General features: G+C 55.2%; 19 protein-coding genes and 3 tRNA genes. 1 reads left to right on the top strand and 21 read right to left on the bottom strand.

What is annotated here, in order from left to right:
• The 21 genes from ACW5XC_RS20085 to ACW5XC_RS19985 form a co-directional block, all read right to left on the bottom strand.
• On the bottom strand, positions 1 to 139 hold a 139-nt coding region (locus ACW5XC_RS20085; protein ID WP_256702863.1), incomplete at its 3' end, for a GTP-binding protein.
• 54 nt (positions 140 to 193) lie between these two features.
• Positions 194 to 2,299 (bottom strand): elongation factor G, encoded by a 2,106-nt coding sequence (fusA, locus tag ACW5XC_RS20080; protein ID WP_021229318.1) that lies wholly within the window; start codon positions 2,297 to 2,299, stop codon positions 194 to 196.
• Between the two features lie 75 nt (positions 2,300 to 2,374).
• Positions 2,375 to 2,845: a 30S ribosomal protein S7 gene (gene rpsG / locus ACW5XC_RS20075; RefSeq protein ID WP_005339911.1), complete on the bottom strand. Its 471-nt coding sequence runs from the start codon at positions 2,843 to 2,845 to the stop codon at positions 2,375 to 2,377.
• A gap of 93 nt (positions 2,846 to 2,938) precedes the next feature.
• Entirely contained in the window at positions 2,939 to 3,313 is a 375-nt protein-coding gene (gene rpsL, locus ACW5XC_RS20070) for a 30S ribosomal protein S12 (protein WP_005306278.1), read from the bottom strand.
• Between the two features lie 182 nt (positions 3,314 to 3,495).
• Positions 3,496 to 3,774, bottom strand: coding sequence for a sulfurtransferase complex subunit TusB (gene tusB / locus ACW5XC_RS20065; RefSeq protein WP_042054812.1), 279 nt, complete (start codon positions 3,772 to 3,774; stop codon positions 3,496 to 3,498).
• Between the two features lie 7 nt (positions 3,775 to 3,781).
• Positions 3,782 to 4,141 (bottom strand): sulfurtransferase complex subunit TusC, encoded by a 360-nt coding sequence (gene tusC, locus ACW5XC_RS20060; RefSeq protein ID WP_042054811.1) that lies wholly within the window; start codon positions 4,139 to 4,141, stop codon positions 3,782 to 3,784.
• Positions 4,142 to 4,150: 9 nt separating this feature from the next.
• Positions 4,151 to 4,543 carry a sulfurtransferase complex subunit TusD gene (gene tusD, locus ACW5XC_RS20055; RefSeq protein WP_042054810.1) on the bottom strand — a complete coding sequence of 131 codons (393 nt, stop codon included), beginning with the start codon at positions 4,541 to 4,543 and terminating at the stop codon, positions 4,151 to 4,153.
• 84 nt (positions 4,544 to 4,627) lie between these two features.
• Positions 4,628 to 5,008: a RidA family protein gene (locus ACW5XC_RS20050; protein ID WP_005339904.1), complete on the bottom strand. Its 381-nt coding sequence runs from the start codon at positions 5,006 to 5,008 to the stop codon at positions 4,628 to 4,630.
• Positions 5,009 to 5,032: 24 nt separating this feature from the next.
• Positions 5,033 to 5,749, bottom strand: a complete 717-nt coding sequence (locus tag ACW5XC_RS20045; protein WP_005339902.1) for a helix-turn-helix transcriptional regulator — start codon at positions 5,747 to 5,749, stop codon at positions 5,033 to 5,035.
• Between the two features lie 194 nt (positions 5,750 to 5,943).
• Positions 5,944 to 10,248: a DNA-directed RNA polymerase subunit beta' gene (rpoC, locus tag ACW5XC_RS20040; RefSeq protein ID WP_042054809.1), complete on the bottom strand. Its 4,305-nt coding sequence runs from the start codon at positions 10,246 to 10,248 to the stop codon at positions 5,944 to 5,946.
• A gap of 91 nt (positions 10,249 to 10,339) precedes the next feature.
• Positions 10,340 to 14,368: a DNA-directed RNA polymerase subunit beta gene (gene rpoB, locus ACW5XC_RS20035; protein ID WP_074042665.1), complete on the bottom strand. Its 4,029-nt coding sequence runs from the start codon at positions 14,366 to 14,368 to the stop codon at positions 10,340 to 10,342.
• 224 nt (positions 14,369 to 14,592) lie between these two features.
• Positions 14,593 to 14,958: a 50S ribosomal protein L7/L12 gene (gene rplL / locus ACW5XC_RS20030; protein ID WP_005306304.1), complete on the bottom strand. Its 366-nt coding sequence runs from the start codon at positions 14,956 to 14,958 to the stop codon at positions 14,593 to 14,595.
• 51 nt (positions 14,959 to 15,009) lie between these two features.
• Positions 15,010 to 15,510: a 50S ribosomal protein L10 gene (gene rplJ / locus ACW5XC_RS20025; RefSeq protein WP_005339895.1), complete on the bottom strand. Its 501-nt coding sequence runs from the start codon at positions 15,508 to 15,510 to the stop codon at positions 15,010 to 15,012.
• A 256-nt stretch (positions 15,511 to 15,766) separates the two neighbouring features.
• Positions 15,767 to 16,468, bottom strand: coding sequence for a 50S ribosomal protein L1 (gene rplA / locus ACW5XC_RS20020; protein ID WP_005339888.1), 702 nt, complete (start codon positions 16,466 to 16,468; stop codon positions 15,767 to 15,769).
• 4 nt (positions 16,469 to 16,472) lie between these two features.
• Positions 16,473 to 16,901 (bottom strand): 50S ribosomal protein L11, encoded by a 429-nt coding sequence (gene rplK, locus ACW5XC_RS20015; protein ID WP_005339887.1) that lies wholly within the window; start codon positions 16,899 to 16,901, stop codon positions 16,473 to 16,475.
• A gap of 134 nt (positions 16,902 to 17,035) precedes the next feature.
• On the bottom strand, positions 17,036 to 17,587 hold the full coding sequence (gene nusG, locus ACW5XC_RS20010) for a transcription termination/antitermination protein NusG (protein ID WP_005306318.1): 552 nt from the start codon (positions 17,585 to 17,587) through the stop codon (positions 17,036 to 17,038).
• A 9-nt stretch (positions 17,588 to 17,596) separates the two neighbouring features.
• Positions 17,597 to 17,968 (bottom strand): preprotein translocase subunit SecE, encoded by a 372-nt coding sequence (gene secE / locus ACW5XC_RS20005; RefSeq protein ID WP_005306322.1) that lies wholly within the window; start codon positions 17,966 to 17,968, stop codon positions 17,597 to 17,599.
• Positions 17,969 to 18,028: 60 nt separating this feature from the next.
• Positions 18,029 to 18,105, bottom strand: a tRNA-Trp gene (locus tag ACW5XC_RS20000).
• A gap of 53 nt (positions 18,106 to 18,158) precedes the next feature.
• Entirely contained in the window at positions 18,159 to 19,343 is a 1,185-nt protein-coding gene (gene tuf, locus ACW5XC_RS19995; protein ID WP_074042664.1) for an elongation factor Tu, read from the bottom strand.
• Positions 19,344 to 19,511: 168 nt separating this feature from the next.
• Positions 19,512 to 19,586, bottom strand: a tRNA-Gly gene (locus tag ACW5XC_RS19990).
• 38 nt (positions 19,587 to 19,624) lie between these two features.
• Positions 19,625 to 19,709 (bottom strand) — tRNA-Tyr (locus ACW5XC_RS19985).
• Between the two features lie 263 nt (positions 19,710 to 19,972).
• Here ACW5XC_RS19985 and coaA point away from each other — a divergent pair.
• Positions 19,973 to 20,911, top strand: coding sequence for a type I pantothenate kinase (gene coaA, locus ACW5XC_RS19980; RefSeq protein ID WP_005339877.1), 939 nt, complete (start codon positions 19,973 to 19,975; stop codon positions 20,909 to 20,911).
• The last annotated feature ends 100 nt before the right edge of the window (positions 20,912 to 21,011 follow it).

The following is a 21,011-nucleotide window of genomic DNA, read 5'->3' as shown; positions in this document are numbered from 1 at the left end:
AGGCGAAAGCTTTACCACCGAAGTGCTTGGCCAGCACGTTGGTGATAGCTGCAGTCAGGGTGGTTTTACCGTGGTCAACGTGGCCGATGGTGCCGACGTTTACGTGCGGTTTATTACGCTCAAATTTTTCTTTAGACACGACGTAGTCCTTCTAGGTTAAACCCGCCTACCGTCGTAGGCGGGGAATCTTAAATTACTTGGATTTGCGCTCTTCGATCACGGCTTGTGCAACGTTGGTCGGTGCATCGTGATACTTGGCGAATTCCATGGCGTAGGAAGCACGACCCTGGGTAGCGGAACGCAGTGCAGTTGCATAACCGAACATTTCGGCCAGCGGCACCAGAGCACGTACGATCTTGCCGGACGGGCCATCTTCCATACCTTCGATCAGGCCACGACGACGGTTCAGGTCACCGATAACGTCGCCCATGTAATCTTCCGGAGTTTCAACTTCTACTTTCATGATCGGTTCGAGCAGAACCGGGTTGGCTTTCATGAAGCCAGCCTTAAAGGCCATGGAAGCAGCGATCTTGAACGCCAGTTCGGAAGAGTCGACATCGTGGTAAGAACCGAAGTGCAGACGCACACCCAGATCCATAACCGGGTAACCAGCCAGCGGACCAGATTTGAGCTGCTCACGGATACCTTTATCAACACCCGGGATGAATTCACCAGGAATGACACCACCTTTGATGTCGTTGACGAATTCGTAGGCTTTGCCTTCTTCCAGCGGGTACATGTCGATAACAACATGACCGTACTGACCGCGACCACCAGACTGCTTGGCATGCTTGCCTTCGATGTCTTTAACGGTGGTACGGATGGTTTCACGGTAGGCAACCTGCGGCTTACCTACGTTGGCTTCAACCTTGAACTCGCGACGCATACGGTCAACGATGATGTCCAGGTGCAGCTCACCCATACCAGCGATGATGGTTTGACCTGACTCTTCGTCAGTCCATACGCGGAAGGACGGATCTTCCTGAGCCAGACGGCCCAGTGCCAGACCCATCTTCTCCTGGTCAGCCTTGGTTTTCGGCTCAACCGCGATAGAAATTACCGGCTCCGGGAATTCCATACGCTCGAGGATGATCGGTGCGTTCGGGTCACACAGGGTGTCACCAGTGGTCACGTCTTTCAGACCGATAGCAGCAGCGATGTCACCAGCGCGTACTTCTTTGATCTCTTCACGCTTGTTGGCGTGCATCTGAACGATACGGCCAAAACGCTCGCGCTTGTCCTTGACGGAGTTCAGCACGGTGTCACCGGAGTTGATCACGCCAGAGTAGACACGGAAGAAGGTCAGGTTACCAACGAACGGGTCGGTAGCGATCTTGAACGCCAGAGCAGAGAACGGCTCGTCATCGGAAGCGTGACGCTCGTCTTTGGTCTCGCCGTCCATTTTCAGGCCGTCGATAGCAGCAACGTCGGTCGGAGCCGGCAGGTACTCGATCACGGCATCCAGCATTGCCTGTACACCCTTGTTCTTGAACGCGGAGCCACAGGTTACCAGGATGATTTCGTTGTTCAGCACGCGCTGACGCAGAGCACCTTTGATCTCTTCCTCGGTCAGCTCTTCGCCGCCCAGGTATTTTTCCATCAGGTCTTCAGACGCTTCAGCAGCGGCTTCAACCAGATTCATGCGCATTTCTTGCGCCTGTTCCAGCAACTCGGCCGGGACGTCTTCGTAATCGAAGGATACGCCCTGATCAGCTTCATTCCAGTTGATGGCTTTCATCTTGACCAGGTCAACAACGCCCTTGAAGTTCTCTTCAGAGCCGATGTTCAGCTGAAGGGGAACCGGAGTACCTTTCAGACGGGTCTTGATGTGCTCAACGCAGCGCAGGAAGTTGGCGCCGGTACGGTCCATCTTGTTGACGAACGCGATACGGGGAACCTTGTACTTGTTAGCCTGACGCCATACGGTTTCAGACTGTGGCTGTACGCCACCTACGGCACAGTACACCATCACGGCACCGTCCAGAACACGCATTGAACGCTCTACTTCGATAGTAAAGTCAACGTGGCCCGGGGTATCGATGATGTTGATACGGTGCGGTTGGAACTGTTTACCCATACCTGACCAGAAAGCGGTGGTCGCGGCGGAGGTGATGGTGATACCACGCTCTTGTTCCTGTTCCATCCAGTCCATGGTGGCTGCGCCATCGTGAACTTCACCGATCTTGTGACTTACACCGGTGTAAAACAGTACACGCTCGGTAGTAGTAGTCTTACCGGCGTCAATGTGAGCGGAGATACCGATGTTACGATAACGCTCAATGGGGGTTGTACGAGCCATTGTCATCCTCTTACTAAGGCGCTTGTCCCTAGATAATTAAAGGTGCGCAGAGTCAAAAGACCCTGCGCAAGCGGATTACCAGCGGAAGTGAGCGAAGGCTTTGTTCGCTTCAGCCATACGGTGAACGTCTTCACGTTTCTTGACAGACGAACCCTTATTGTCAGCGGCATCCAGCAGCTCGCCAGCCAGACGCTGAGCCATTGATTTTTCACCACGTTTACGAGCGGCATCAACCAACCAGCGCATTGCCAGGGCATTGCGACGTACCGGACGAACTTCTACCGGCACCTGATAGGTTGCACCACCGACGCGACGAGATTTAACCTCGACCGCCGGACGAATGTTATCCAGAGCTTCTTCGAATACGGCCAGGTGCTCTTTGCCAGATTTGGTGGCAATGATGTCCAGGGCGCCATAAACAATGGCTTCTGCAACAGATTTCTTACCGTCAACCATTACTACGTTGACAAATTTAGCCAGCAGCTCTGATCCGAACTTGGGATCTGGCAGGATTTTACGCTGACCAACAACACGACGTCTTGGCATTTCAAATTCTCCGTAACTTCAGGGATTACCCAAAACTAGAAAGCTATCTAACTAGAAACGAATTAACGTTTGGCCTTACTTAACGGAGAACCATTAAGCTTTAGGACGCTTCACGCCATACTTGGAGCGAGCCTGCTTACGGTCTTTAACACCGGCACAGTCCAACGCACCACGAACGGTGTGATAACGAACACCTGGCAAGTCTTTTACACGACCGCCACGGATCAGAACAACAGAGTGCTCTTGCAGGTTGTGACCTTCACCGCCGATGTAGGAGGTGACTTCGAAGCCGTTGGTCAGACGTACACGGCACACTTTACGCAGTGCAGAGTTAGGCTTCTTCGGGGTGGTGGTATATACACGAGTGCATACGCCACGCTTCTGAGGGCACGCTTCCAGCGCCGGCACGTTGCTTTTCACAACGAGCTTGATGCGTGGCTTGCGAACCAACTGGTTAATAGTTGCCATCAAAAGGCTCCTGATAATGACTTCATAAACGTGTGGAAAATCCTCCCCGCAGATACGGGGACGCGAAATTTTATGCCCTGTTGTCTGGGGAGTCAAGATTTATACAATTTGCGTCACAAAAGGGCAATTCGGAACCGTTTGATTTCACGACATCACCTTGAATTTTCTTGAAAATATGCTTCTCAGCCACCCCAGGTGCGCGGGGAACCTTTTTGCGCAATCAGTGCCACCAGACCCGCCATATCGAGCACATTGCCCACCCGATGCTGCAAACCGCGAGCTTGCAGATCTTCCTGCATCACATAAAGCGGGATACCCGCCAGCCGCGCGCTCCACTGGGGAGCCGATGCCGCAATCACGGCATCCTGCATCAGTACCAGCTCATCCTCGGGCTGAAGATATGAGAGCGCCTCTGCCAGAGCCTGAGTCTGAAAGGGAGAGTTCAATATCAGATGCAACATGGAGACCTCAAAAGCTGATGTGAGTCGAACATTGTGCCCAGCGCCGAGCCAGTTCCTGGCGCGGCAAACTCTCGACGGGGATCAGCAGATCATCCACTGTCACGCCACGCTCTGCCAGCGAGTCAGCACAAACATAGACCTCTTCGATGTCGTAGAGTTCCAGCATTTTGAAGGTGGGCGCGTAGTGGCGTTGAAAAATGGCGGCTGGCTGCTGCTCCTTGAGCAGTTGCAGCACGCCGTCCCCAATCAGGAAGAGGGCCAGCTCATCGGTCATGGCCGAGGTGGCCAACATGGCATCCAACCCTTCCCGGCCGGCGGCATGGCCATGGGGGCCACGACTGCAGATAAAGGCGATTTTCTTGCTCATGACTCCCCCCTAAAACTGAACCAGCCGATCGGCGGTGAGCGCCGCCTCGGCCAACTGGCCCAGACCGCTCAGACAAAATGGCGCTTGCAGATTGAAGTGTACCTGCCCTGCCCCCTTGGCTTCCTGTTCATCGAGCACACCGCGTCGCATGGCGGCGGCGACGCAGACGTCGATACGGATCCCCTGCTCTGCTGCCAGCTCTCGCCACAGACGCACCAGGTCAGTCTCATCGGATGCAGGCAGATGCAGACCGTTGCCGTTGCAGACCCCATCCTGATAGAAGAACAGGTGGGACAAGGTATGCCCCTGTGCCAACAGGGTGCGGGCAAAACGATAGGCTGTGCTGGCCGATTGGGTGCCATAGGCAGGCCCCGTGACCAGGATGGCAAAACTCAGACTCATAGCAGGACTCCTGTGCTGACCCGGTCCATTTTACGCCAAAAACAAAAAAGCCCCTGCCAAGAGGGGCTTGATTCAATCTGTTGATCAGAGATGGGCAATCGCCTCGACCTCGACCAGCACATCTTTCGGCAGACGGGCCACCTCCACGCAGGAGCGGGCTGGCGCCGCATCGCCAAAGTAGCGGGCATAGACCTGATTGAAGGCAACGAAGTTGTTCATGTCGCTCAGGAAGCAGGTGGTTTTGACCACTTTGCTGGCATCGGCACCCGCAGCGTGCAACACGGCAACCAGGTTCTTCATCACCCGTTCGGCCTGCTCTTCAATGCCGCCAGCCACGATTTCCATGGTGGCAGGATCGAGCGGGATCTGCCCGGAGGTGAAGATCATCTCGCCAACCTTGGTAGCCTGAACATACGGACCAATCGCGGCAGGCGCCTTGTCGGTTGCAATCACTTCTTTAGCCATTCATCTATCCCCTTCTGGAATGAGTTACTCGTTCTCGTCTTCACCCTGCTTGCGCTGTCGGATGTAAAGATAAACGGTATGTTTTGAAATATTGAGTTTGTCCGCCACCAGATTGATCGAATCCTTGATGTCGAAAATGCCCTTCTCGAACAGCTGGGTCACGATGAAGCGATTCTTGGCATTGTTGGCCACGGTGGGATCACGGTTGATCTCGTCGATGGTGTTATCCACCGTCTGGGCAACCAGCTCTTCCACGCTATTGGCGAAGGTCTCTGGTGACTGACGCGCCGCCTGCTGGGGCGTCGGGAAAAATTCGGCCACGAACTCGTGGAAAGGCGCATTGATGTGCAGGTTGATGCAGATAAGCCCCACCACTTGCCGCTCGCTGTTGCGAATGGCGATAGTGCTCGACTTCATCAGCGCGCCGGTACGGCTGCGAGCGAAATAGCTCTGGGTGTAATCCTGGCCGGTGCTCTCGATGTCCTTGAGCATGCGCAGGGCGAGATCGGTGATGGGCGCCCCGAGGGTGCGTCCGGTATTGAAGCCGTTGGCGATCTTGATCACCGACTCGTGCAGATTTTCCAGGGAGTGGAGTACCACTTCACAATGCTTGCCGAACAGCTCGGCCAAGCCATCGATGAGCCCATCGTATGAGCGCAACAATTCCCTGTCTTCATCTGTAAAAGTGCGGCTGATCAGCTGTTCTTCGGGAAGCATGGCTTCCTCGATACCGACAGTCATGTTCTACCCCTGTAATAACCATTCAACTGTCCCGAGTTTTAAATTGCAGGGGAGTAAAGTCAACTTTTTTTGATTTTTTACTCTACAACTTTGCTCTGGATCATCCTGAAACCCGCGCTGCGTCTACCTTTGCCGAGGAATTGGCCAACAAAAAGGGCTCCTTGAAGGAGCCCTTTTCAATCACGGATGACGAGTTACTCTTCGTCGAAGCTACCGGCTGCGTTCAGCAGATCCGCCAGGTTCTGCTCCGCTTCATCAGCGGTCACCTGCGGGGTGCCAACAGCACGAGCTGCGGCAGCACGCTGGTTGATCCGGCTGTGGTGGTAGGCAAAGCCGGTACCAGCCGGGATCAGACGACCCACGATGACGTTCTCTTTCAGACCACGCAGTTCATCACGCTTACCACCAACGGCGGCTTCGGTCAGAACGCGAGTGGTTTCCTGGAAGGAAGCCGCGGAGATGAAGGACTCGGTGCTCAGAGATGCCTTGGTAATACCCATCAGTACATGACGGTAGGTCGCAGGGGTCTTACCCTCGGCAACCAGCTTACGGTTGGCAATCTTCACACGAGCAACTTCAACCTGTTCGCCTTCGATCAGATCGGTATCGCCAGCGCTCAGGATCTCGCACTTGCGCAGCATCTGACGAACGATGACTTCGATGTGCTTGTCGTTGATCTTAACGCCTTGCAGACGGTAAACGTCCTGCACTTCGTTGGCGATGTAGTTGGCGACCGGGCTGATACCGCGCAGACGCAGGATGTCGTGAGCAGACTCAGGACCGTCCGCCAGCACTTCACCCTTCTCAACTTTTTCACCTTCGAACACGTTCAGGTTACGCCACTTCGGAATCATCTCTTCGTAGACGTTGCCACCATCGGTCGGGGTGATGACCAGACGGCGCTTGCCCTTGGTCTCTTTCCCGAAGGAGATGGTACCGGAGATCTCGGCCAGAATTGCCGGTTCCTTCGGTTGACGTGCTTCGAACAGGTCCGCAACGCGCGGCAGACCACCGGTGATGTCCTTGGTACCGCCAGACTCTTGCGGGATACGCGCTACCGCGTCACCCACGCCCACGTTGGCACCATCTTCCAGGTTCACGATCGCCTTGCCCGGCAGGAAGTACTGGGCGGCTACATCGGTACCCGGGATCATCACGTCTTTGCCGTTCAGGTCAACCAGTTTAACGGTCGGACGCATCTCTTTACCGGCGCTCGGACGCTCGTTGACGTCCAGAACAACGATAGAAGAGAGACCGGTCAGCTCGTCGGTCTGACGAGTGATGGTCACGCCATCGATCATGTGTTCGAACTGCAGGCGACCTGCCACTTCGGTGATGATCGGGTGGGTGTGCGGATCCCAGTTGGCAACGGTCTCGCCAGCACTCACGGCCTGACCGTCCTTCACTTCCAGCACGGAACCGTAAGGCAGCTTGTGGCTTTCCTTGGTACGGCCCATGTCGTCCATGATGGTCAGTTCGGTAGAACGTGAGGTGATAACCAGTTTGTCATCGCTGTTGTGAACGAACTTGGCGTTCTGCAGCTTGATGGTACCGGTGTTCTTGACCTGGATGCTGCTTTCAGCAGCGGCACGAGATGCAGCACCACCGATGTGGAAAGTACGCATCGTCAGCTGGGTACCCGGTTCACCGATGGACTGGGCGGCGATAACACCGACAGCCTCACCCTTGTTAACCAGGTGACCACGGGCCAGATCACGGCCGTAGCAGTGAGCACAGTTACCGAAGTCGGTTTCACAGGTGATGGCAGAACGTACCTTCACACGGTCAACGGAGTTGCGTTCCAGCAGGTCACACAGCTGCTCGTCGAGCAGGGTGTTGCGAGCAACCAGGATCTCGTCCTCGGTACCCGGCTTGATGACATCTTCTGCCACCACACGACCCAGCACGCGCTCACGCAGCGGCTCGACCACGTCGCCACCCTCGATCAGCGGAGTCATCCACAGACCGTCGGTAGTGCCGCAATCGTCCTCGGTGATCACCATGTCCTGCGCCACGTCTACCAGACGACGAGTCAGGTAACCGGAGTTCGCAGTCTTCAGTGCGGTATCCGCCAGACCCTTACGAGCACCGTGGGTAGAGATAAAGTACTGCAGTACGTTCAGACCTTCGCGGAAGTTCGCGATGATCGGGGTCTCGATGATGGAGCCATCCGGCTTGGCCATCAGGCCACGCATACCGGCCAGCTGACGGATCTGGGCTGCGGAACCCCGCGCACCAGAGTCGGCCATCATAAAGATGCTGTTGAACGATGCCTGCTCTTCTTCATCACCCAGCGAGTTGACGTTACGCTCTTTGGACAAGTTCTCCATCATGGCCTTGGAGACGCGCTCGTTGGCGCTGGCCCAGATATCGATAACCTTGTTGTAACGTTCGCCCGCAGTTACCAGACCGGACAGGAACTGGTCCTGGATCTCGGCAACTTCGGCTTCGGCAGAAGCGATGATGTCTTTCTTGGCATCCGGGATGACCATGTCATCGATACCAACGGAAGCACCGGACAGCGCCGCGTAGTGGAAACCGGTATACATCAGCTGGTCAGCGAAGATAACGGTGTCCTTCAGCCCCTGTTTGCGATAGCAGGTGTTCAGCAGACGGGAGATGAGCTTTTTGCCCAGCGCCTTGTTGGATACGGATTTGATCCAGTTCTGCGGATTGGCGTCCAGATCGGCCTGCTCGGCAGCAGTCAGCACCTTCGGCTCGTCGATCAGGGCGTATTCCATGCCTTTCGGCAGGATCAGGCTCAGGATCGCACGACCAACGGTGGTGTTCTTCATCTCGGTCTTGGCAACCAGTTCACCGGCTTCGTTCTTCACGTACTCGGTGATGCGGCACTTGACGCGAGCATGCAGGTCGGCCAGACCGGCACGGTACACTTTCTCGGCCTCTTTCGGGCCGGACAGCACCATACCTTCACCCTTCGCATTGATGCGGGCGCGGGTCATGTAGTACAGACCCAAGACCACGTCCTGAGAAGGAACGATGATCGGCTCACCGGATGCAGGCGACAGGATGTTGTTGGTAGACATCATCAGCGCACGCGCTTCCAGCTGGGCTTCCAGGGTCAGCGGTACGTGAACCGCCATCTGGTCACCATCGAAGTCCGCGTTATACGCAGCACAAACGAGCGGGTGCAGCTGGATTGCCTTGCCTTCGACCAGAGTCGGTTCGAATGCCTGGATACCCAGACGGTGCAGAGTCGGTGCACGGTTCAGCAGAACCGGATGTTCGCGGATCACTTCGTCCAGGATATCCCAAACGACAGCTTCCTCGCGCTCCACCATCTTCTTGGCGGCCTTGATAGTGGTCGCCAGACCGCGGGTTTCCAGCTTGCCATAGATGAACGGCTTGAACAGTTCCAGCGCCATCTTCTTCGGCAGACCGCACTGATGCAGACGCAGAGTCGGGCCTACGGTGATAACGGAACGACCGGAGTAGTCGACACGCTTACCGAGCAGGTTCTGACGGAAACGACCCTGCTTACCCTTGATCATATCGGCCAGGGATTTCAGCGGGCGCTTGTTGGAACCGGTGATGGCACGACCGCGACGGCCGTTATCCAGCAGCGCATCGACGGACTCTTGCAGCATACGCTTTTCGTTGCGCACGATGATGTCCGGAGCAGCCAGATCCAGCAGACGCTTCAAGCGGTTGTTACGGTTGATCACGCGACGGTACAGATCGTTCAGATCGGAAGTCGCGAAACGGCCGCCGTCCAGCGGTACCAGCGGACGCAGGTCCGGCGGCAGCACAGGCAGCACTGTCATGATCATCCACTCCGGCTTGTTGCCGGACTGCAGGAAAGCTTCCATCAGCTTCAGACGCTTGGTGGTCTTCTTGCGTTTGGTCTCGGAGTTGGTCTGATCCAGCTCCTCACGCATCGCTTTGACTTCACCTTCCAGATCGATGGCGCGCAGCAATGCCAGGATTGCTTCGGCACCCATCTTGGCGTCAAATTCGTCGCCCCACTCTTCCAGCGCATCCAGGTACTGCTCTTCGGAGAGCATCTGGCTGCGTTCGAGGTTGGTCATGCCCGGCTCGATAACTACGAAAGATTCGAAGTAGAGCACGCGTTCGATGTCGCGCAGGGTCATGTCCAGAAGCAGACCGATACGGGACGGCAGGGACTTCAGGAACCAGATGTGGGCAGTCGGGCTGGCCAGCTCGATGTGGCCCATACGCTCACGACGGACCTTGGTCTGGGTCACTTCAACGCCGCACTTCTCACAGATCACACCACGGTGTTTCAGGCGCTTGTACTTGCCGCACAGACACTCGTAGTCCTTCACCGGTCCGAAGATACGGGCGCAGAACAGACCATCACGCTCCGGCTTGAAAGTCCGGTAGTTGATGGTCTCAGGCTTTTTGACCTCACCGAATGACCAGGAGCGGATCATGTCAGGAGAGGCCAGACCGATCTTGATGCTGTCAAACTCTTCGGTCTTGGTCTGAGCCTTCAAAAACTTGAGTAAGTCTTTCACGTGTTTCCCCTGTCAGGAGTCTAACCTCGGCGCCCCGGCTGCCAAAACAGCGGGGCGCCCACGTCAATTCTCGAACAATAAGAGCGAGCTCTTACTCTTCGTCCAGCTCGATGTTGATACCCAGAGAGCGGATTTCCTTCAGCAATACGTTGAAGGATTCGGGCATGCCCGGCTCCATACGGTGGTCGCCATCCACGATGTTCTTGTACATCTTGGTACGGCCATTCACATCGTCAGACTTGACGGTCAGCATCTCCTGCAGGGTATATGCCGCACCGTAAGCCTCCAGGGCCCACACTTCCATCTCACCGAAACGCTGACCACCGAACTGAGCCTTACCACCCAGCGGCTGCTGGGTAACCAGGCTATAAGAACCGGTAGAACGCGCGTGCATCTTGTCGTCGACCAGGTGGTTCAGCTTGAGCATGTACATGTAACCAACGGTTACTTTACGCTCGAAGCGGTTACCGGTACGGCCGTCGAACAGATCAATCTGACCGGATTCCGGCAGATCGGCCAGCTTCAGCAGGGCTTTGATTTCGCGCTCTTTGGCACCATCAAACACTGGAGTAGCAACCGGCAGACCCTTACGCAGGTTACCCACCAGGGTACGTACGTCGTCGTCAGACAGTTCGGCGATGTTCACTTGCTGGGTGTCCTTCTCGCCCAGGTCATAGACCTGTTGCAGGAAGTTGCGCATCTCGTGCAGCTCGCGCTGCTCTTTGACCATGCGATCGATCTTCTCGCCGATACCCTTGGCCGCAAGGCCCAGGTGCACTTCGAGGATCTGACCGATGTTCATACGGGATGGTACGCCCAACGGGTTCAGTACGATGTCGACCGGACGGCCGAACTCGTCATGAGGCATATCCTCGACCGGACAGATCTTGGAGATAACACCCTTGTTACCGTGACGGCCCGCCATCTTGTCACCCGGCTGGATGCGACGCTTGACTGCCAGATAAACCTTGACGATTTTCAGTACGCCCGGCGCCAGATCATCACCCTGGATAATCTTGCGACGCTTGTTCTCGAATTTCTTGTCGAACTCGGCTTTCAGCTCAACGTGCTGTTCAGCAATCTGTTCCAGTTCGGTCTGCTTGCCTTCGTCTTCGATGGCCAGTTCAAACCACTTGGAGCGATCGAGCTTGTTCAGACGATCTTCGCTGTAACCGGCGGCCAGCAGCAGGTTGCGGGAGCGGCCGAAAATGCCGTCTTCCAGGATCTTGAACTCTTCGGTCAAGTCCTTCTTCGCTTCCTTCAGCTGCATCTCTTCGATTTCTTTGGCGCGCTTGTCTTTTTCCACGCCATCGCGGGTAAAGACTTGCACGTCAACCACGGTACCGTACACACCGTTCGGTACACGCAGGGAGGAGTCCTTCACATCGGACGCCTTCTCACCGAAGATGGCGCGCAGCAGCTTCTCTTCCGGCGTCAGCTGGGTTTCACCTTTCGGCGTTACCTTACCGACCAGAATGTCGCCGCCCTTCACTTCGGCACCCACGTAGACGATACCGGACTCGTCCAGCTTGGACAGAGCGGCTTCACCCACGTTCGGGATGTCAGCAGTGATCTCTTCCGGACCCAGCTTGGTGTCACGGGAGATACAGGCCAGTTCCTGGATATGGATGGTGGTCAGGCGATCTTCCTGAACAACACGCTCGTTCACCAGGATCGAGTCTTCGAAGTTGTAACCGTTCCACGGCATGAACGCGACGCGCATGTTCTGACCCAGAGCCAGTTCACCCAGATCGGTGGACGGGCCGTCAGCCAGTACGTCGCCAGCCATGACCGGCTCACCCAACATCACACAAGGACGCTGGTTGATACAGGTGTTCTGGTTGGAACGGGTGTATTTGGTCAGGTTGTAGATGTCGATACCGGCTTCGCCTGGCATCAGCTCATCTTCATTTACCTTGATAACGATACGGGAGGCATCGACGTAGTCGATCATGCCGCCACGCTTGGCCACTACGGTTACACCGGAGTCAACGGCCACAGCGCGTTCCATACCGGTACCTACCAGCGGCTTGTCAGCGCGCAGGGTCGGTACAGCCTGACGTTGCATGTTTGAACCCATCAATGCGCGGTTCGCGTCATCGTGTTCCAGGAACGGGATCAGGGCCGCTGCCACAGATACGATCTGCTGCGGGCTCACGTCCATATACTGGATCTGGTCGGCGTTCATAAAGGTGGATTCACCTTTGTGACGGCACGGGATCAATTCATCTTTCAGACGGCCATCTTCGGTAGTCGCGGCGTTAGCCTGTGCGATCACGTACTTGCCTTCTTCAATAGCAGACAGGTAGTCCACTTCGTCGGTGATCACACCGTCAATGACCTTGCGGTACGGGGTCTCGAGGAAACCGTACTCGTTGGTACGAGAGTACACGGACAGAGAGTTGATCAGACCGATGTTCGGACCTTCAGGAGTCTCGATAGGGCACAGACGACCGTAGTGAGTCGGGTGTACGTCTCGAACTTCAAAGCCGGCACGCTCACGAGTCAAACCGCCCGGGCCCAGCGCGGAGATACGACGCTTGTGGGTCACTTCGGAGAGCGGGTTGTTCTGGTCCATAAACTGGGACAGCTGGCTGGAACCAAAGAACTCTTTGACTGCGGCGGAGATCGGCTTGGCGTTGATCAGATCCTGCGGCATCAGGGTGTCCAGGTCGCCCAGGGAGAGACGCTCCTTGACCGCACGCTCGACACGCACCAGACCGACGCGGAACTGGTTTTCAGCCATTTCACCGACAGAACGGATACGACGGTTACCCAAGTGGTCGATATCGTCCACTTCGTCGTTACCGTTACGGATGTCGATCAGGCGCTTCATCACATCGACGATGTCGTCTTTGGTCAGTACACCTGCGCCAGTCTCGTCTTCACGACCCAGACGGCGGTTGAACTTCATCCGACCTACGGTAGACAGGTCGTAACGCTCGGCGGAGAAGAACAGGTTTTCGAACAGCTGTTCTGCAGCTTCGCGAGTAGGCGGCTCGCCCGGACGCATCATGCGATAGATCTCGACCAGCGCTTCCAAACGGTTGGAGCTGGAGTCGACACGCAGGGTCTCGGACATGTAAGCACCGTGATCCAGTTCGTTGGTGAACAGAACCTCGAAATGCTTGAAGCCGGCTTGGGACAGGTTGGCGATCGCTTCCAGGCTCAGCGCCTGGTTGGCGGTCACGACCATCTCGCCAGTTTGCGGATGTGCGTAGTCCTTGGCAGCAACTTTGCCAACAACATACTCAACCGGTACCTCAATTTGGGTAACGGCGTCTTTTTCCAACTGACGGATGTGACGCGCAGTCACACGACGACCGGTCTCAACCACCACGGCGCCATTGGCCACGATGTCAAAGGTCGCAGTTTCACCACGCAGACGCTCCGGCACCAGATCCATCATCAACTTGCCATCTTTTACTTCAAAACCGATGGTCTCGAAGAAGGTGGCCAGGATTTGTTCGGAAGTGAAGTCCAGGGCGCGCAGAATAATGGATGCTGGCAGTTTGCGACGACGGTCGATACGGACAAACAGGTTGTCTTTCGCATCGAACTCGAAGTCCAGCCAGGAACCACGGTAGGGGATAACGCGAGCGTTATACAGTACCTTACCGGATGAATGAGTTTTGCCTTTATCGTGGTCGAAGAAGACGCCCGGGCTGCGGTGCAGCTGGGAGACGATAACCCGCTCGGTACCATTGATAACAAAGGTGCCGTTCTCGGTCATGAGCGGAATTTCGCCCATGTATACTTCTTGTTCCTTGATGTCTTTGACGGTGCCGGCAGCTGCTTCACGGTCGTACAGAACCATACGAAGCTTGACACGCAGCGGCGCGGAGTAGGTCACTCCACGGATCTGGCATTCTTTTACGTCAAATACCGGCTCACCCAGGCGATAGCTGACATACTGAAGCTCAGCACTACCGGAGTAACTGGTGATCGGGAAAACGCTACGGAAAGCGGCCTCTAGGCCATATTCACCTTCCGGGTCAGCCTCGATGAACTGCTTGAAGGAGTCCAGCTGAATGGACAACAGATAAGGCGTGTCCAGTACCTGGTCTCGCTTACCGAAGTCCTTACGAATGCGTTTTTTTTCGGTATAAGAGTAAACCATAGGGTTCCTCAGCTCGCTGATAAGTGACCCACTCTGTCCCGCGGGACAGCTCTGTCTCAACACCGTTTTGTGTTGGCCCGGACGAAAGAAGACAGTCCGGATTGCTGGTGCACCGAGAGTCGTAAACGGTGTGAAATGCTCTCAGTCTACAGCGCAAAAAGGCTGGTGAACAAAAATTCACCAGCCCTAGCCTGTTTTATCAGGCTAATCTACATAAATGCAGATTATTTGATCTCAACAGAAGCACCGGCAGCTTCCAGCTCTTTCTTCAGAGCTTCAGCTTCGTCCTTGGACACGCCTTCCTTCAGGTTAGCCGGAGCAGCTTCTACCAGATCTTTGGCTTCTTTCAGGCCCAGACCGGTAGCGCCACGAACGGCTTTGATAACGGCAACTTTGTTGGCGCCAGCAGCAGTCAGAACTACGTCGAACTCGGTCTTCTCTTCTACTGCTTCAGCAGCAGCCGGGCCAGCCATTACGGCAGCAGCGGCAGAAACACCGAACTTCTCTTCCATAGCTTCGATCAGCTCAACAACTTCCATTACGGACATGGAAGCAACGGCTTCGATAATTTGGTCTTTAGTGATAGACATGACAAAAATTCCTGATGTTGAATAAACTCAAACAGCCTAAATAGGCGAGAATCAAGCAGCAGCTTGTTTCTGGTCGCGAACAGCAGCGATAGTACGAACCAGCTTGCCAGCAGAGGCTTCTTTCATAGTCGCCATCAACTTCGCAATTGCTTCTTCGTAAGTCGGCAGCGTGGCCAGACGATCAATTTGTGCTGCGGCGATAAACTCACCGTTAAAAGCGCCAGCCTTGATTTCGAACTTTTGGTTCGCTTTGGCAAACTCTTTGAACAGACGAGCAGCAGCGCCCGGGTGTTCGTTAGAGAAAGCAATCAAGGTAGGACCGGTAAATGCGTCGTTCAGGCACTCGTATTCGGTACCTTCTACCGCGCGACGCAGCAGGGTGTTACGCACAACGCGCATGTACACACCGGCTTCACGAGCGGTTTTACGCAGGACGGTCATCTTGTCTACAGTTACACCGCGAGAATCGGCAACAACTGCAGAAAGAGCGCCTTTGGCAGCTTCGTTGACTTCAGCAACAATTGCCTTTTTGTCTTCGAGTCCCAATGCCATTGGCTTAACTCCTGGATTGAATCCGGGTCTATTGACCCAGTACTGACACATCCCCCCTACCTTTACAACAGAGGGGAACGATGCGGTAGCAGGATTCCAGAAGAGAAAGAATCTTTCTCGCTGGGTTTCCGGCACCGTCTACGCAGGAAACATTAAGGCTTTGCAGCCTCCTGCGGTCTTGGACGGAGGTCGAAACCCCCAACCAATCAAGGCGCAAAATTATAGATTAAATTTTGCGCCTTGTAAAACCCATCAATTAGGCCTGAGCTTCCAGAGAAGCTTGGTCTACGGCAACACCGGCACCCATGGTGGTGGAGATGCTGACTTTCTTGATGAATTGACCTTTGGCGGAAGAGGGCTTGCCTTTTTTCAGGGCAACCAGCAGAGCTTCCAAGTTTTCTTTCAGCTGAACTTCGTTGAAAGAAACCTTACCCAGAGTGGTATGGATGATACCATTCTTGTCGTTACGGTAACGAACCTGACCAGCCTTGGCGTTCTTGACAGCTTCGGCAACGTTAGGAGTTACAGTACCAACTTTCGGGTTCGGCATCAGGCCGCGCGGGCCCAGGATTTGACCCAGTTGACCAACAACGCGCATTGCATCCGGGGATGCGATAACGACGTCGAAGTTCATCTCGCCTTTCTTAACCAGATCGGCCAGGTCATCCATACCTACCAGGTCAGCACCGGCAGCTTTTGCTGCTTCGGCGTTGGCACCTTGAGTAAATACGGCAACGCGTACATCACGACCGGTACCGTGCGGCAGTACAGTAGCACCACGTACGTTCTGGTCAGATTTACGAGCGTCGATACCCAGGTTGACAGCAACGTCAACGCTTTCAACGAACTTGGCGGTAGCCAGTTCTTTCAGCAGGGCAATGGCTTCGTTGATGGAGTACTCTTTGGTACCGTCAACTTTTTCGCGAATAACGCGCATACGCTTGGAAAGTTTAGCCATTGTCTTAATCCTCCACTACCAGACCCATGGAACGAGCGGAGCCTGCGATGCAACGTACTTTTGCATCCAGATCGGCACCAGTCATATCCGGCTCTTTGGTCTTGGCGATTTCTTGCAGCTGGGCAACGGTCACCTTACCAACCTTGTCTTTGTTCGGCTTGGAAGAACCAGACTTGATGCCAGCAGCTTTCTTCAGCAGGAAGGAAGCAGGCGGAGTCTTGGTTTCGAAGGTGAAGGAACGGTCGCTGTAAACGGTGATCACGACCGGAGTCGGTGAACCTTTTTCCAGCTTCTCTGTACGAGCGTTGAACGCCTTACAGAATTCCATGATGTTAACACCGTGTTGACCCAGTGCAGGACCAACGGGAGGAGACGGGTTGGCTGCACCAGCAGCAACCTGCAGCTTGATATAAGCTGTGACTTTCTTAGCCATTAGGAAAATACCTCAAAAATGGGTTCTAGCGCCTCGGAGACTTGCTCCTGCAAACGGCTCCCCAACTAATAAAGGGGCAGCGAATTATAGAGATATTCGCTGCCCCTGACAACCGTTAAACGTACAGAATTCAATCAGCCCTTTTCGACCTGACCAAAATCCAGTTCAACAGGAGTAGAACGACCGAAGATCAGTACAGAGACCTTCACGCGGCTCTTCTCATAATCGACCTCTTCAACGGTACCGTTGAAGTCGGCAAACGGACCATCGGCAACCCGCACCATTTCACCCGGTTCAAACAGGGTTTTCGGACGCGGCTTGTCGTGGGCATCCTGCAGACGGTTCAGGATGGCATCGGCCTCTTTGTCGGAGATCGGTGCCGGACGGTCGGAAGTACCGCCGATGAAGCCCATTACACGCGGTACGTTACGCACCAGGTGCCATGTGGTTTCATCCATGATCATCTGGACTAGGACATACCCAGGGAAAAACTTGCGCTCACTCTTGCGCTTCTGGCCAGCACGCATCTCGACCACTTCTTCGGTCGGGACCAGTACTTCACCGAACATGTCTTCCATGCCATGCATCTTGATATGTTCGCGCAGGGACTTGGCTACACGGCCTTCATAGCCGGAAAAAGCCTGCACGACATACCATCTCATACGTTGTTCACGTTGTTCAGTCATGGCTTATCCTTACACACCGGTAATCAGGTTGACCAACCAGACCAAGGCACCGTCCAGAACGAACAGCAGCAGCCCCATCACGGCGGTCACCGCCAGCACAATCAGGGTTGTCTGAATGGCTTCCTGACGGGTCGGCCATACGACCTTGCGGACTTCCAGGCGAGACTCACGGGCGAATGCCAGTGTTGCCTTTCCCTTGGTGGTTTGCAGGGCTACTGCACCAGCAGCAGCAATGACAACGACCACACCCAGGGCGCGGACGGCAGCGACAACATCGTTGAGCAGGTAATTACCCACTACAGCGGCCGCCAGGATAATGAAAACCAGGCCCCAAAGCAGGGTATCCTTGCTTCCGCCCTGGCTCTCAGAACTAACACTCATACAACCCACCTGTATCTGACGTAACCAAAGACACAAAAGCCCCGTACGAGACGAGGTATATGGCAGGGGCGGCAGGACTCGAACCCGCAACCATCGGTTTTGGAGACCGCTGTTCTACCAATTCGAACTACGCCCCTACACAAGAAAGCCCCTATTATAGGGGCTTTGCTTTATTTATGTAAGCCAAAGATTAAGCGATAACTTTAGCTACAACACCAGCACCTACGGTACGGCCACCTTCACGGATAGCGAAACGCAGGCCGTCGTCCATCGCGATCGGCGCAATCAGGGTAACAACCATCTTGATGTTGTCGCCCGGCATTACCATCTCTACGCCTTCCGGCAGTTCGATGGTACCGGTCACGTCGGTAGTACGGAAGTAGAACTGCGGACGGTAGCCTTTGAAGAACGGGGTATGACGACCACCTTCTTCTTTGGACAGTACGTACACTTCAGATTCAAACTTGGTGTGCGGCTTGATGGTGCCCGGCTTGGCCAGTACCTGACCACGCTCTACGTCTTCACGCTTCACGCCACGCAGCAGTGCACCGATGTTCTCGCCTGCACGACCTTCGTCCAGCAGCTTACGGAACATTTCAACGCCGGTACAGGTGGTCTTGGTGGTATCTTTGATACCAACGATTTCCACTTCTTCACCAACTTTAACGATACCGCGCTCTACACGACCGGTTACTACGGTACCACGGCCAGCGATAGAGAATACGTCTTCGATTGGCATCAGGAACGGCTGGTCAATCGCACGCTCCGGCTCCGGAATGTAGCTGTCCAGGTGGCCAGCCAGTTCCAGGATCTTCTCTTCCCACTGAGCTTCGCCTTCCAGCGCTTTCAGTGCGGAACCACGGACTACCGGCAGGTCATCACCCGGGAAGTCGTACTCGGACAGCAGTTCGCGAACTTCCATCTCGACCAGTTCCAGCAGCTCTTCGTCATCTACCATGTCACACTTGTTCATGAACACGATGATGTACGGAACGCCTACCTGACGACCCAGCAGGATGTGCTCACGAGTCTGCGGCATCGGGCCGTCAGTCGCTGCTACTACCAGGATCGCGCCGTCCATCTGGGCAGCACCGGTGATCATGTTTTTAACGTAGTCGGCGTGACCCGGGCAGTCTACGTGGGCGTAGTGACGGGTAGCGGTGTCGTATTCTACGTGGGAGGTGTTGATGGTGATACCACGCTCACGCTCTTCCGGTGCCTTGTCGATCTGGTCGAAGGCGAAAGCTTTACCACCGAAGTGCTTGGCCAGCACGTTGGTGATAGCTGCAGTCAGGGTGGTTTTACCGTGGTCAACGTGGCCGATGGTACCCACGTTAACGTGCGGTTTATTACGCTCAAATTTTTCTTTAGACATGATCGTCCCTCTAAACTAACGCTGAGTACGCGGTGGCAAGCTAACCACAGAACAGTTTATATGATGGATTTGAATCTGGTGGGAAAGAGAGAGGTACTGATGGCTGGTTCGCTTGCCGAACTCACCCTAGGGTGCGGCTCTGCTAACGCCTGAGCCATATCAGCATCTTGGAGCGGGCAGCGGGAATCGAACCCGCATCATCAGCTTGGAAGGCTGAGGTAATAGCCATTATACGATGCCCGCATTTCTCTAACCCAAAGAACTCAAACCGCAGAGAAATATGGTGGAGGGAGAAGGATTCGAACCTTCGAAGGCAGAGCCGTCAGATTTACAGTCTGATCCCTTTGGCCGCTCGGGAACCCCTCCAGACGCCAGATTGTCACAACGGTAATTCTGCTTGCACCCGTTGTGTTTATCGCTTTTGCACGGCAAATAGACGACAGACAGTCAAGCGTCGCGCATTTTATTGTAAGGTTTTGGGGGATGCAACCATTGAACCCGGCAAAATATGCTTTATTGCTGGGAAGTTTGCAAAAAAGCGGGGGCAAACAAGCCAATCCTGCTGCGTCCCTTGTCGCTCCCCCACCCTTGGTGTATGGTCGCCGTGCCCAAGAAACAGTGATGACACCATGACGACAGAGCATAACCCCTATCTGCAATTCACCCGCGAACAATGGGCGTTATTGCGCGATTCGGTCCCCCTGACCCTGACCGAACACGATCTGCAGACCCTGCGCGGGATCAACGAGAAGGTGTCATTGCGGGAAGTGGAAGAGATCTATCTGCCTCTCTCCCGCCTGCTCAATCTCTATGTCAAAGCCAAACAGCGTCGCAGCCGGGTGCTGGAGCAGTTCCTCGGCCAGTCCCGCGGCAAGGGCACCTATATCATCAGCATTGCCGGCAGCGTGGCGGGGGGCAAAAGTACCACGGCCCGTATTCTGCAGGCCCTGCTGGAGCGCTGGCCGGAACATCCGCGGGTGGAGTTGGTCACCACCGACGGCTTCCTCTATCCCAACAAGGTACTGGAAGAGCGCGGCCTGATGCGCCGCAAGGGGTTCCCGGAATCCTACGACATCCGCCATCTGGTGGAATTTGTCGCCAATATCCGCGCCGGTCACGAGAAGGTCGAAGCGCCGGTTTATTCCCACCTTATCTACGACATCATTCCCGATGAGAAAAAGGTGGTGGAGCAGCCGGACATTCTGATCCTGGAAGGGCTCAATGTGCTGCAAAGCGGCATGGATTACCCTCAGGAGCCCCATCGGGTCTTCGTGTCGGACTTTGTCGACTTCTCCATCTATGTGGATGCCGATGCCGAACTGCTGCGCACCTGGTATATCGAACGCTTCCTGAAATTCCGCAGCGGCGCCTTCTCGGATCCCGACTCCTACTTCCATAACTACGCCAAGCTGGCGGAGAGTGAGGCGACCCAGATCGCCAGCAACATCTGGCAAGATATCAACTATCTGAATTTGCAAGAAAATATCCTACCAACGCGTGAACGTGCCAACCTGATCATGACCAAGGGCCATGAGCACGCCATCGAGCAGATCAAGCTGCGCAAATGATGACGGCGGTTGCCGGATAACGAAGAGGGGGGCCCCCGGCCCCCGCGTCTGTTTTGGATAATAACCCGCCATGGAGGCCCACACACGCCCCCCCCCCCGG

The sequence above is a fragment of the Aeromonas sp. 25-AL00135 genome (genome assembly GCF_054052385.1).
This window is presented reverse-complemented; position numbering and strand designations above follow the sequence as displayed.

Bases quoted from the DNA above. Each gene is read 5' to 3' on its own strand.
- fusA (WP_021229318.1), bottom strand. From the start codon at position 2,299: ATGGCTCGTACAACCCCCATTGAGCGTTATCGTAACATCGGTATCTCC.
- rpsG (WP_005339911.1), bottom strand. From the start codon at position 2,845: ATGCCAAGACGTCGTGTTGTTGGTCAGCGTAAAATCCTGCCAGATCCC.
- rpsL (WP_005306278.1), bottom strand. From the start codon at position 3,313: ATGGCAACTATTAACCAGTTGGTTCGCAAGCCACGCATCAAGCTCGTT.
- tusB (WP_042054812.1), bottom strand. From the start codon at position 3,774: ATGTTGCATCTGATATTGAACTCTCCCTTTCAGACTCAGGCTCTGGCA.
- tusC (WP_042054811.1), bottom strand. From the start codon at position 4,141: ATGAGCAAGAAAATCGCCTTTATCTGCAGTCGTGGCCCCCATGGCCAT.
- tusD (WP_042054810.1), bottom strand. From the start codon at position 4,543: ATGAGTCTGAGTTTTGCCATCCTGGTCACGGGGCCTGCCTATGGCACC.
- ACW5XC_RS20050 (WP_005339904.1), bottom strand. From the start codon at position 5,008: ATGGCTAAAGAAGTGATTGCAACCGACAAGGCGCCTGCCGCGATTGGT.
- ACW5XC_RS20045 (WP_005339902.1), bottom strand. From the start codon at position 5,749: ATGACTGTCGGTATCGAGGAAGCCATGCTTCCCGAAGAACAGCTGATC.
- rpoB (WP_074042665.1), bottom strand. From the start codon at position 14,368: ATGGTTTACTCTTATACCGAAAAAAAACGCATTCGTAAGGACTTCGGT.
- rplL (WP_005306304.1), bottom strand. From the start codon at position 14,958: ATGTCTATCACTAAAGACCAAATTATCGAAGCCGTTGCTTCCATGTCC.
- rplJ (WP_005339895.1), bottom strand. From the start codon at position 15,510: ATGGCATTGGGACTCGAAGACAAAAAGGCAATTGTTGCTGAAGTCAAC.
- rplA (WP_005339888.1), bottom strand. From the start codon at position 16,468: ATGGCTAAACTTTCCAAGCGTATGCGCGTTATTCGCGAAAAAGTTGAC.
- rplK (WP_005339887.1), bottom strand. From the start codon at position 16,901: ATGGCTAAGAAAGTCACAGCTTATATCAAGCTGCAGGTTGCTGCTGGT.
- nusG (WP_005306318.1), bottom strand. From the start codon at position 17,587: ATGACTGAACAACGTGAACAACGTATGAGATGGTATGTCGTGCAGGCT.
- secE (WP_005306322.1), bottom strand. From the start codon at position 17,968: ATGAGTGTTAGTTCTGAGAGCCAGGGCGGAAGCAAGGATACCCTGCTT.
- tuf (WP_074042664.1), bottom strand. From the start codon at position 19,343: ATGTCTAAAGAAAAATTTGAGCGTAATAAACCGCACGTTAACGTGGGT.
- coaA (WP_005339877.1), top strand. From the start codon at position 19,973: ATGACGACAGAGCATAACCCCTATCTGCAATTCACCCGCGAACAATGG.